Raw genomic sequence first — 12,093 nt, forward strand, 5'->3', positions numbered from 1 at the left:
ACAAGAAGCGACAACCAGGAGACACCTATGCAACTCGCCCTGATCGGAGCCGGCCGTATCGGCCAGGTCCATGCCAAGGCCATCACCGCCCATCCCGGCGTGACGCTGGCCGCCATCGCCGATTTTCGACCGGAAGCCGCCGAAGCGCTGGCGGCGACATACGCCAGCCGTGCCATGAGCGTGGAGGCCGTCTTCGCCGATGAGCATATCGATGCCGTGCTGATCGCCTCCAGTACGCCCACCCATGCGGAGTATCTGGAGCAGGCGGCCCGGTCGGGCAAGGCGGTGCTGTGCGAAAAGCCTATCGCGCTCGGTCTGGCTCGCACGCGGGAGGCGCTGGAAGTGCTGGAGTCGAACCCGGTGACCTGCGCGCTCGGCTTCAACCGTCGCCACGATCCGCAGTTCGCCGCGCTCCGGCAGGCGGTGTCAGAGGGGCGCATCGGTGCTCTCGAGACCCTGAGCATCATCAGCCGTGATCCGCTGCCGCCTCCCGCCGAGTATGTGGCGGCCTCGGGAGGTCTCTTTCGCGACATGATGATTCACGACTTCGACATGGCCCGCTGGCTGCTGGATGAGCCCATCACGCATGTGCAGGCCTCGGGAAGCTGTCTCATCGACCCGGCCATCGGCGAGGCCGGGGATGTCGATACCGCCATGGTGACCCTGACCACGGCGAGCGGTCGGCTCTGTCATATCAATAATTCGCGCCGTGCCTGCTACGGCTATGACCAGCGCATCGAGGCCTTCGGCAGCGGAGGCATGCTTCAGGCGCAGAACGAGACCGAGACCCGGCTGCGCTTCACCGGCGAGGGCGGTCAGGTCGAGGAGAAGCCGCACTGGTTCTTCCTGGAGCGCTATGCGGCCGCTTTCGCACGCGAGATCGACGACTTCGTCACCGCCTGGCAGGAACAGCGCTCGCCACTGACCAGCGCTCAGGATGGGCTCGAGGCGTTGCGGCTGGCCGAGGCCGCGGAACGCTCGCTGCAGGAAGGTCGGCGCATCGCCCTGGATGACATTCACTGAATCACCCGATCACTGAATCGCGACAAGCGATAGGAAGGAGGACTTCGATGACTTCGCTACTGGTTCGCCCGCAAGAGCCCGACGAGCAGGGCAAGGTGCTCGAGGTGACCCCGGCTTCTGCGGGGTGGGATCACGTCGGCTTTCGGGTTCACAAGCTCGTCAAGGGGCAGCGCATCGAGGGCCATACCGGCGACCGCGAACACTGCCTGGTGCTGCTCTCGGGCAAGGCCACCGTGAGCAGCGGTGAGCAGCGCTGGGAAGACATCGGCGAGCGCATGGACATCTTCGAGAAGGTACCGCCCTATGCCGTCTATCTGCCCGATGGGGTGGGCTTCGAGGTCGAGGCGACCACCGACATGGAGCTCGCGGTATGCAGTGCCCCCGGGCATGGCAACCATGCGCCGCGCCTGATCACTCCTGACAAGATCAAGCGCAGCACTCGAGGCACCGGCACCAATACGCGTCATATCCAGGATGTGCTGCCGGATTCCGAGCCGGCCGACAGCCTGCTGGTGGTCGAGGTCTATACGCCGGCAGGGCACTGGTCGAGCTACCCCCCGCACAAGCATGACGTCGATAACCTGCCCGAGGAGTCGATCCTCGAGGAAACCTACTACCATCGCCTGAACCCGTCCCAGGGCTTCGCCTTTCAGCGGGTCTACACCGATGACCGCTCCCTCGATGAGACCATGAGTGTGGAGAATGGCAGCTGCGTGATGGTGCCGCGTGGCTATCATCCGGCGGGGGTGCCTCACGGCTATGAGCTCTACTACCTCAACGTGATGGCCGGTCCCAAGCGGGAATGGAAGTTCCAGAACGACCCGGCCCACGAGTGGATCGTCAAGCAGTGACTCTCGGGGAATGTTGTCGTTAACGTTTCCCCTGTTGGCTGATGTTCCAGCAACCCGGCTTCGGCCGGGTTTTTTTGTGCGAGGGCGGGGCACCCGGGGCTGGCGTTTTCGTCGACTTGCTGGTGTGCTGAGACGATGGCTCGTCTTGTATGGCCGATGACATGGCCGAGCCACTACAGGGAGGTGAGACGCGATGGCCGACAGCACGCAGGTGTTCCTGATTCTTGGTCTGACCCTAGTGGCCTTCGTCTGGGGGCGTTTCCGCTATGACCTGGTGGCGCTGGCGGCGCTGCTGGCCAGTACCCTGGCCGGCCTGGTGCCGGCCGGCGAGGCCTTCCTGGGTTTTGGTCACCCGGCGGTCATTACCGTGGCGGCGGTGCTGGTGCTGAGCCGGGGCTTCGAGCGCTCGGGCCTCGTCGATGTGATCGCCGAGCAGGCGCTGAAGGTAGGCGAGCGGCTGATGTTGCAGGTGCTGGTGCTCACCGGCACGGTGCTGGTGCTCTCGGCGGTGATGAACAACGTCGGCGCCCTGGCGCTGATGCTGCCGGTGGCGATGCGCATGGCCCGGGAGCACGACCGGTCGCCGTCGCTTTTGCTGATGCCGCTGGCCTTCGGCTCGCTGCTCGGTGGCCTCACCACCCTGATCGGCACTCCCCCCAACATCATCATTTCGAGCTACCGCGCCGATCAGCTCGGAGAGGGCTTCGGCATGTTCGCCTTCTCGCCGGTCGGGGTGGGCGTGGCGCTGGCGGGGCTCGGCTTCATCGTCGTGATGGGCTGGCGACTGACGCCGCACCGAAAGGGACAGGCCAGCGCCGATGAGCTCTTCGACACCGCCCACTACCTGGTCGAGCTGCGGGTCGAAGAGGACAGCAAGGCCCAGGGCTGGACCCTGCGTGATCTGCAGGCCGCCCTGGAGGAGTCGGTGCCGGTGCTGGCGGTGGTTCGCGATGAGGCGCGCCACGCCGGCCATGTCTTCATGGGAAGGCTTCAGGCCGGCGATATTCTCTTGATCGAGGCCGGCCCCGAGGAAATGAAGCTGCTCGAGGACAAGGCCGGCCTGCGCCTCGGCGCCGAGCCCGATGGTGCATCCGAGGGCACAGGCGATGAGGACGCCGTCGCGCCGGCGAAGGACACGGTAGAGGCAGGCCATGGGAAGGCTTCCGAGGTCGACAGGAGCCGAGAAGCTCCTCGCCGTCTGGACCCCGAGGGCCTGCAGCTGGTCGAGGCGGTGGTCCGCAACGATTCGATGATGATCCATCGCACCGTGATGCAGCTGCGTCTGCTCAACCAGCATGGTCTGCATCTGGTGGCGGTGGCGCGGGACGGCGGTCGCCTCAAGCAGCGTCTGCGCGATATCCGCTTTCGCGCCGGCGACGTGCTGCTGCTGCAGGGCGATGAGGGCGGGCTCGCCGAGGGCCTGGCCACGCTTGGCTGCTTGCCGCTGGCCAGCCGCAACCTGACCCTCGGCCAGCCGCGGCTGCTGGTGCTGTCGCTCTCGATCTTCGCGCTGGCCATCGTGGCCATGCTGTTCGACTGGTTGCCTGCGGCGGTGGCGCTGTCGACGGCGGCCCTGGTTTCCCTGCTCGCCGGTGTGCTGCCGTTGCGCGAGGCCTATCAGGCCATCGACGGCCCGGTGATCGTGCTGCTCGGGGCCATGCTGCCGGTGGGCCAGGCGCTGGACACCAGCGGTGGCGCCGCGCTGATCGCCGATGGCCTGCTGACGCTGGGCCGTGACTGGCCGATGGGGCTCAGCCTGGCCGGACTCTTCGCGCTGTGCATGCTGCTCTCCAACGTGATCAACAACGCTGCTGCGGCACTATTGATGGCGCCCATCGCGGCGAGCCTCGCTACGGGGTTCGATGTCTCTCTGGATCCCTTTCTGATGGTGGTGGCGGTGAGCGCCTCCTGTGCCTTCCTGACCCCGATCGGCCATCAGTCCAACACCCTGGTGATGGGCCCGGGCGGCTATCGCTTCGGTGACTACTGGAAACTCGGCCTGCCGCTGTCGCTGGTGGTCATGGCGGTGGCGATTCCGCTGATTCTGTGGGTCTGGCCGCCTTAGGGCGTCACGGACGATGGAAGCGCGGTGGCCTTGCGGACGCAAGACGAGATCGCCCCGCGCAGGGGAATCCCTGAGCGGGGCGATGGGGCCTGACTGGCAAGCGGTCAGGCCGTTTGAGGGAGCGCCCGTATCAGGCCGCGTCGTGCCAGGTGACGTTCTCCTTGGCACTGGCGAAGGCGTCGAAGGCGAAGTCGTCGACGCTGAGCATCGCAAGTACCTCCGCTTCATGCTCGCGCATGAAGCGGGCGTCGTCCTCGCTGAAGAGGCCGGCGGCCAGGGCCGCTTCGATGCGTTGTTCGGGATGTAACGCCTCGGCGGGCAGCTCGCCCTTGGCATAGGCCTTTGTGAGGGTGCGATACAGCGGTTCGGCCCGCTCCTGGTCGGCGAGCAGGGCATTGTAGCGGGCCAGGGGGTTGTCCTGCTGGCCCTCTTCCTGGGTATCCCAGGTGTGAGCGAGCAGCTTGGCGCGCAGCGCCGTGTCCTTGGACACGTTCTGGGCGATGCCGCGGGTCAGGGCATCGGCCGGGCGGGCCCAGCGCCGCCCCAGCGGCATCACGATCGGCTTCAGCACCCGCGCCAGGGCGCGGTTCGGCAGGTTGTCGAAGAGCTCGATGAAGGCCTGTTCGGCGCGCTGCAGCAGGAAGCGGCAGCTGTAGTGCAGGAGCTCGTCCTCACCTTCGACCTGATCGCCTTCCTGCCAGCTCTTGAGCACCATCGAGGTGAGGTACAGGTTCGACAGCACGTCGCCGAGCCTCGCCGAGAGCATCTCGCGCAGCTTGAGGCTGGCGCCGAGGCTCGCCATGGCGGCATCCGCGGCGAGGCCGAAGCCCGCCGAGAGCCGGGCGACATCCTGCGCATAAGGCGCGGCGAGGGTATCGAAGGGCACCGTCGGGCGGCCGATGCCGAGTCCGAGGCTGAGTCCAAGGGTCAGGGCGCGGGCGGCGTTACCGAGGATCAGCCCGGTATGGGCGAAGAAGGCGCTATCGAAGGCCTTGAGGTCATCGGCGTCCTTGGCGGCCAGCTCCTCGAGCACGTAGGGATGACAGCGGATCGCCCCCTGGCCGAAGATCATCAGGTTGCGGGTCATGATGTTGGCGCCTTCCACGGTGATCGCCACCGGGTTGGCCGAGTAACCGATGCCGATATAGTTGCGCGGCCCCAGCGTCACGGCGCGCCCGCCGTGGATGTCCATGGCATCGCCGAGCAGGCTGCGCTGGAACTCGGTGAGCTGGCTCTTGAGGATCGCCGAGGGCACCGCCGGCTTCTGGCCGTGATCGATTATGTTGGCAGTCTGGCGCACCGTGGCCTGGGCGATATACGCCATGGAAGCGATGCGGGCCAGCGGTTCCTGCACGCCTTCCATCTCCGCCACCGGGACGTTGAACTGGCGGCGGATGCGGGCGAAGCCGCCGCTCCAGCCCAGCGCATAGCGTGCGGTGCCGGTGGCGCCGGAGGGCAGGGTGATGCAGCGCCCCACCGACAGGCATTCGACCAGCATGCGCCAGCCCTGGCCGGCCATTTCCGGGCCGCCGATGATGGTCTCCAGCGGCACGAAGACATCCTGGCCCTTGATCGGGCCATTCATGAAGGGGCTGCCGATGGGGTGATGGCGGCGGCCGATCTCCATGCCGTCGGTGTCGCGAGGAATCAGCGCACAGGTGATGCCCAGGTCCTCCTCGTCGCCGAGTAGGTGCTCCGGGTCGAACATGCGAAACGCCAGGCCGACCACGGTGGCGATCGGCGCCAGCGTGATCCAGCGCTTCTCGAAGTTGAGCCTGAGCCCCAGCACTTCCTTTCCATCGACGACCTGCTTGCAGACCACGCCGGTGTCCGGCAGGGCGGTGGCATCACTGCCTGCCCGCGGGCCGGTGAGCCCGAAGCAGGGAATCTCGCGGCCGTCGGCGAGGCGCGGCAGGTAGTGATCCTTCTGGGCGTCGGTGCCGTATTTCAGCAGCAGCTCGCCCGGGCCCAGCGAGTTGGGCACGCCCACGGTGACCATCAGGGTCTCGTTGACCGCGAGCTTCTGCAGCACCAGCGATTGCGCCTTGGCCGAGAAGCCAAGGCCGCCGTAAGCCTCGGGGATGATCATGCCGAAGAAGCCTTCCTGCTTCAGGTAGGCCCACAGCTCGGGGGGCAGGTCGGCACGTTCCCGGGCGATGTCCCAGGCGTTGCACATCCCGGCCGCCACCGAGCACTGATGATCGAGGAAGGCCTGCTCCTTGTCGGTGAGGCCGTCGTCGGTGATATCCAGCAGGGCGTCCCAATCCGGCTTGCCGGAAAATAGCTCGCCGTCCCAGCCGACGCTGCCGGCTTCCAGGGCCGTCCGCTCGGTATCCGATACCCTGGGGGCAACCTTCTTGAACATGGCGAACAGCCGCGGTGACAGCCAGCGGTTGCGCAGCACCGGCAGGCCGCATACCGCCACGGCGGCGGCGGCCACGAGCAGCAGCAGGCCGAGCAGGGAGGCGCCGAACACCAGCCCGGCGACGCCGAGTATGGCGAGCACGCCAAGGGCCGCGGTGGCACCCGCCTCGCGTCGGAAGACATACAGAAGGCTTGATACGGTCAGTACAAGCAGGATGAGGGTGACCATGAGCTGCTCCATAGGATTCGAACAGTTGTTTGAATTATTTCAGCCTAGCGCAGCCGCTGCGCCTTAACCAGTACTCGACCAGCGAAAAGTTTCAAACGGCATGCCCCGCCAGAAGGCGGGGCATGGATAAGCGAAGGCAGCGAGGGCGTTTAAACGGCCAATGGGTCTATCTCGTTGTCCATAGTGCCCCGGTTAGATTGGGCACAGTGGAGGCCTGTGCTTGCTGATTTCCCTGCACTGCTTGAGAGTTCTGTGCTGCCTGGTTTTCCGGGGCCTGATTGTTCAGAGGTGGATTTTCCAGTGACTGGGTTTCCGATGCCTGATGGTCTGCGGGGCTAGGCGGCAAGCCGGCGACGCGTCGCTGGAAGGTCGTGATGGCGTCCATGCCCTGTTGAGTATCCGCGAATCCCCAGGTGTCTCTCTCCGCTCCTTCGATGATCGCGGTATAGACCGCGAGTTCGATGGCCTCGCGCACGGCCAGCTGCGGGGGATCGTTGCGCGTATATCCCGCTTCGAGTTCGAGGATCTCATCGGCGGCGATGTACTTGAAGACCGACCCCTGAACCAGAACCGAGTAAATCTTCTTGGTGGTGGTGATGCTGTTGAGGACGCGCCCACTCTGCACGCTGACCAACCGTAAATTGATGGTGACCAAATCAGTGCGATATTCCGAGTTGACACCTATGCCCAGGTATCGAGCGCCTGCACCACCGGTCGATAAATTGGTTTCGTAGGCGATGATGCCGCCCTCGATGATGACCCCGGCGAACGTCAGCGGAGGTAGGGGGGCTGCAGCCTGGCCGTTGAACTGTTGGCGAGTGGCCTGGATGACCTGTCGCTCGCGCAGCAGGTTAGGGAGTCCACGGCGCTCGACCACATTGAACCAGCGGCCCTGTCCGGCATCGGCTAAAACGTCGACGAGAATGGCATCGGCTCCCTGGGTCACCGCCCGGGAGTATTCCGCAAAGCCTTCATTCGGTTTGTATTGTCCGGTCAGGTCAGAAAACTCATACACCGCGATGTCGACTGGTCTAGCCGCCGCGGGCAGGTTCTTGAGGAGTGAAGACGTGCTGGTTTCACTGACGTAGGAAGCGGGCTCTGACATTGGGCCAGCGCCTGTCGACACACATCCGGAAAGCATTACGATGGCCATCAGGCATAGAGCTTGAGTTAGACTTTTCATGATATTCCCTGCGCGAGAATGATGACTAGTTAATATTGGGCTTAGGAATGTCAAAAGAGTTGGTTGTGATGCCATCCGACACTTTTACCAGGACACGATTGTTGACCGTTTCATAGGTTACCGTGGCGCCATTCAAGGTGAAGGTGCCTGAAGGCGGCGCACCATCTTCAAAAATTGCCTGTTTAAGCTGTGAGGATGCTCCGGAAATCATTGTACCTTGCATTGATGAGACAAACTGGTCCGCGGCACTTTCCTCAGCAAATAGTGAGTCAAGATCGCTGCCATCATCCTTATATTTGTTTTGTATGTCAGCCGTTTGGAGTAGGTGAGAGCTGTTGAAAGGGTCGCCGCCAAAGGAGGGGTTAATGGGACGGTACGTGAGATCACCTGCGGAAACGCTAATGGGATAAAGCAGAGTGGCCGCCATTATCGCAGCAAGAGTTGAGATCGCGAATGGTGTGGTAGTTTTCATTTAAGTATCTCCCTGTCAGGATGATTATCAGTTGGCTATTGACTTGGTCAGACGCCCTTTGGGGGTGTCGAGGATGAGCTGTGCTTCTCGCTGGTTCCCCGTATAAAGTAGTGGCTGTTGCTGGCCACTCTGACCGGTGCCTCGCTGAAAGTGGAAGATGACTTTATTACTACCTACCACCTGTATATCTGAATCTAGGTAGTTGCCACGCTGGTCAACAGAAACGGCATTGCGTTGGCCTGCAAGCGCTATGTCCGAGGTGTTGCCGACTCCCTGCTGCTGTTGCAAGGTGATATTTCCACGGCCTATGGCGACGACTGAAAGGCGGTTATCTCTTCCCTGCTGATTAGCGACAGAAAGAGTGCCATGGTTGCTTTTTTCTGATACTCGTGACAATGCCAGACGGTCTATGTCCAGTGAGCCGAGTTGGCCGGTTCCAGGCGTGGAGAAACTGGCGACTTGACGTTCATTTTCCTGCGCTGGCGAATCACTTCTGTTGACTTGGGTAATGAAAGCACTGCTATCGCTTGCTGATGCGAGTGCTGGTAATAGGGTAAATACCAGTGCAGTGAGATAATAGGAAAGTATTGATCGCATGGTATTTTCCTCTGTGGTTGATTCGTTAGCGGATGGCATACTTATCTAATGCTACATTGGGCTAACGATTTCCTTGGCCTCACACGAGGTTCCTGTCAGCCGCTCTGTGACTCGCAAATGAAATTCAATCCATCCTGTTTTAGCCAGGTGATGAGTGGTTTGTGCTGTGGTAGCGGGCTCGCCGGGCAGCAGGGAAAGGGAGCCGGATTGCTCGCTTGTGCCGGAGCCGGCGGCATCGATCTTCAAAGTCCGCAATGTGTAGTCGGCTCGGGTCGGCTTGGAAGCCTCGATGATGCTTGTCGCCCTTACGACCTCCGCTTCACGTTCAATGACGATTCTGCAGTTGAGCTGTGTGAAGACCTGCTGAGCCATGACCGTGGGAGTTATGCCGAGAGTGATGAGGCCAGCAATAAACGCCTTCGATATCGTTCCTAATCGCCTGATGTTCCATTCTTTGCTGGGGTTCATCATTTATTGTCCCTTGAGACAAACCCGGGCACCCCACTGGATGCCCGGCAGTGCTTGCAGATTTCTTGGATTTTTAGTGCTGAACCACATTGGCGTGGTTTGCGAAACCTCGCTGGCTCAGTTGGGCCAGGTTGCTTTCACCGTGTTGATGAGAATTAATACGGTTGTAGGAACCAATCTGCGATGAGGTCAGCATGTTGCCGTCTCCATACTGCCTCGCATTAAGTTCGTTATCATTAACAACTTGGCTGGCATTGATGATGTTACCGTCGCCACGTTGTTCTGCATAGATATCGTTGCGGAAGCCTGCTTGACTGGCATTGATCAGGTTTCTATCACCAATTTGTACGGTGGTTGATTCGTTGTCATAAATATATTGAGCAACATTTGTTTGGTTGCCATCGCCATATTGATAGGTATTGGAATCATTGCCGTAGCCGACTTGGTCAATATCTGCCCGGTTATAATTACCCTTCTGATGGAGATGGTCGATGCCGTTTCGAGTTCCTGTCTGATCCAGATCTGCGTAATTGCCGCGACCATCTTGAGTAGCTTCGTGGCGTGAAGAGCCGATGGTATTTCCGTTTCCGTTTTGGTCTGAGTTGAACTGGTTATGACTGCCGAGCTGATCCATATAGACTTCGTTGCTGTCTGCCAGAACGGAGGTGCTTGCAAGAGCCATGATCGCAGCGGAAAGAAGAAGTTTTTTCATTGTAGTCACCCTTGAAGTGTGCGATGAGGTGTCGGCGTTATGTCATCCCTTGCGCCGATTTTCCTTGAGCTGTTACGTTTTTTAACGTTTCGTTACGCTCGAACTCATACTGGCAGCACCCCCCAAAACCGTCAAACTCCCCATAAGGTGATTTTACTAACCCTTTTAGTGGATTAGATAAGTAATACAAAAAGATGCCGGGGTTCCATGCGTCGATAAAATGTCGAGTAATAAGAAGTGCTTGGATTTACTGCGGCGAATGTCTGACGCAAAAAAGCCCCGGCAGGATCAACCTGCCGGGGCTTGAGAGGACGTGATGTCTGGTGCTGGCGAGTGAAACGCCGTTGCTAGCGCTGGCGCCGCTTGGGCTCGCCCTGGGCCGGGGTATCCTCGGCGACGTAGTAGGGCGCCTCGGAGCGGGCCAGACACTCGCGGCCGCGAATCTTGTCGGCCATCTTCTCGGCCAGCATGATCGTCGGCGCGTTCAGGTTGCCGGTGGGGATCAGCGGGAACAGCGAGGCGTCCACTACCCGCAGGCCCTCGAGGCCATGCACGCGACCGGCGCCGTCGACCACGGCATCCTCGCCTTCACCCATGCGGCATGTACCGCAGGGGTGGTAGGCGGTCTCGGCATGTTCACGCACGAAGGCGTCGAGCTCGGCATCGGACTGCACGTCCGGGCCGGGGGCGAGCTCGCGACCGCGGAACTCGTCCATGGCCGGCTGGGCGATGATCTCGCGGGTCAGGCGGATGGCGTCGCGGAACTCCTGCCAGTCCTTGTCGGTAGACATGTAGTTGAACAGGATGCTTGGCGCGGCCTTGGGGTCACGAGAGGTCAGCTGCACGCGACCGCGGCTTTCCGAACGCATCGAGCCGACGTGAGCCTGGAAGCCATGCGCCTGGATGGCGCTGGTGCCGTTGTAGTTGATGGCAATGGGCAGGAAGTGGTACTGCAGGTTCGGCCACTCCTCGTCATCGCTCGAGCGGATGAAGCCGGCCGCCTCGAACTGGTTGCTGGCACCGATGCCGGTGCCATTGAGCATCCACTCCAGGCCGATCTTCGGCTGGTTGTACCACTTCAGCGCCGGGTACAGGGAGATCGGCTTCTTGCACTCGTACTGGATGTACATCTCCAGGTGATCCTGGAGGTTCTCGCCCACGCCCTTGAGGTCATGGACTACCGGGATGTCGAACTGCTTGAGCAGTTCGGCATTGCCGACGCCGGAGCGCTGCAGCAGCTGCGGCGAGGCGATGGCGCCGGAGCACACCAGCACCTCGCGGCGGGCGCGAACCTCGACCGTCTGATCCTTGTGCAGGTAGCTGACGCCCACCGCGCGCTTGCCCTCGAACAGGATGCGATCGGTGGTGGCCTGGGTGACGATGGTCAGGTTGGTGCGCTGCTTGGCGGTGTCCAGGTAGCCGCGGGCGGTGGAGGCGCGGCGGCCGTTCGGCGTGACGAAGCGGTCCATCGGGCCGAAGCCTTCCTGCTGATAGCCGTTGACGTCCTCGGTGCGTGGGTAGCCGGCCTCGACGCCTGCGTCGATGAAGGCGTGATAGAGCGGGTTATTGCCTGCCTTCGGAGTGGCCACCGACACCGGGCCGTCGCCGCCGTGGTAATCGTTGGGGCCGATGTCGCGGGTCTCTGCCTTGCGGAAGTAGGGCAGGCAATCGGCGTAGGTCCAGTCCTCGAGTCCTGCGTTCTTGGCCCAGTTGTCGTAGTCCAGGGCGTTGCCGCGGATGTAGCACATGCCGTTGATCAGCGAGGAGCCGCCGAGGCCCTTGCCGCGGCCACACTCCATGCGACGGTTATCCATGTGCGGCTCGGGGTCGGTCTCGAAGGCCCAGTTGTAGCGCTTGCCCTGCAGCGGGTAAGCGAGGGCCGCCGGCATCTGGGTGCGGAAATCGAAGCGATGGTCGCGGCCACCGGCTTCGAGCAGCAGCACCGAGACGTCAGCGTCCTCGGTCAGTCGGGTGGCGAGCACATTACCGGCCGAGCCGGCGCCAACGATGATGTAATCGAACTCATGAGCCTGTGTCATCGACAAGCCCTCCTGATCAGTGAATGGGGTAAAAACGTAGCGCGGAGATAAGGCGAGAAAACGGCGGTGTCATGAGACTGGGGTACAAGA

Annotated in this window: 10 protein-coding genes; 3 read left to right on the plus strand and 7 right to left on the minus strand. The window is 62.0% G+C overall.

What is annotated here, in order from left to right:
* Nucleotides 1–27 precede the first annotated feature (27 nt).
* The 3 genes from iolG to IEJ03_RS04365 all read left to right on the plus strand — a co-directional run bounded on the left by iolG (nucleotide 28) and on the right by IEJ03_RS04365 (nucleotide 3,939).
* On the plus strand, nucleotides 28–1,023 hold the full coding sequence (gene iolG, locus IEJ03_RS04355; protein WP_192036472.1) for an inositol 2-dehydrogenase: 996 nt from the start codon (nucleotides 28–30) through the stop codon (nucleotides 1,021–1,023).
* 47 nt (nucleotides 1,024–1,070) lie between these two features.
* The gene (gene iolB / locus IEJ03_RS04360) at nucleotides 1,071–1,874 is read left to right on the plus strand and encodes a 5-deoxy-glucuronate isomerase (protein ID WP_192036473.1); all 804 of its coding nucleotides are present in this window, start codon (nucleotides 1,071–1,073) and stop codon (nucleotides 1,872–1,874) included.
* 193 nt (nucleotides 1,875–2,067) lie between these two features.
* Nucleotides 2,068–3,939 (plus strand): SLC13 family permease, encoded by a 1,872-nt coding sequence (locus IEJ03_RS04365; RefSeq protein WP_192036474.1) that lies wholly within the window; start codon nucleotides 2,068–2,070, stop codon nucleotides 3,937–3,939.
* A gap of 130 nt (nucleotides 3,940–4,069) precedes the next feature.
* Here IEJ03_RS04365 and IEJ03_RS04370 read toward each other — a convergent pair whose 3' ends face one another.
* From IEJ03_RS04370 to betA, 7 genes are all read right to left on the minus strand, one after another.
* On the minus strand, nucleotides 4,070–6,532 hold the full coding sequence (locus IEJ03_RS04370; protein ID WP_192036475.1) for an acyl-CoA dehydrogenase: 2,463 nt from the start codon (nucleotides 6,530–6,532) through the stop codon (nucleotides 4,070–4,072).
* A 166-nt stretch (nucleotides 6,533–6,698) separates the two neighbouring features.
* Nucleotides 6,699–7,715, minus strand: coding sequence for a CsgG/HfaB family protein (locus tag IEJ03_RS04375; protein ID WP_192036476.1), 1,017 nt, complete (start codon nucleotides 7,713–7,715; stop codon nucleotides 6,699–6,701).
* Between the two features lie 25 nt (nucleotides 7,716–7,740).
* On the minus strand, nucleotides 7,741–8,187 hold the full coding sequence (locus IEJ03_RS04380) for a curli assembly protein CsgF (protein ID WP_192036477.1): 447 nt from the start codon (nucleotides 8,185–8,187) through the stop codon (nucleotides 7,741–7,743).
* Between the two features lie 27 nt (nucleotides 8,188–8,214).
* Nucleotides 8,215–8,784: a hypothetical protein gene (locus IEJ03_RS04385; protein ID WP_192036478.1), complete on the minus strand. Its 570-nt coding sequence runs from the start codon at nucleotides 8,782–8,784 to the stop codon at nucleotides 8,215–8,217.
* 51 nt (nucleotides 8,785–8,835) lie between these two features.
* Entirely contained in the window at nucleotides 8,836–9,255 is a 420-nt protein-coding gene (gene csgH, locus IEJ03_RS04390; protein ID WP_192036479.1) for a curli-like amyloid fiber formation chaperone CsgH, read from the minus strand.
* A gap of 70 nt (nucleotides 9,256–9,325) precedes the next feature.
* Nucleotides 9,326–9,964 (minus strand): hypothetical protein, encoded by a 639-nt coding sequence (locus tag IEJ03_RS04395; protein ID WP_192036480.1) that lies wholly within the window; start codon nucleotides 9,962–9,964, stop codon nucleotides 9,326–9,328.
* Nucleotides 9,965–10,311: 347 nt separating this feature from the next.
* Nucleotides 10,312–12,003 (minus strand): choline dehydrogenase, encoded by a 1,692-nt coding sequence (gene betA, locus IEJ03_RS04400; RefSeq protein ID WP_192036481.1) that lies wholly within the window; start codon nucleotides 12,001–12,003, stop codon nucleotides 10,312–10,314.
* Nucleotides 12,004–12,093 lie beyond the last annotated feature (90 nt).

This window comes from Halomonas sp. YLGW01, assembly GCF_014840935.1.
In the GTDB taxonomy this organism is placed as follows: Bacteria; Pseudomonadota; Gammaproteobacteria; order Pseudomonadales; family Halomonadaceae; genus Onishia.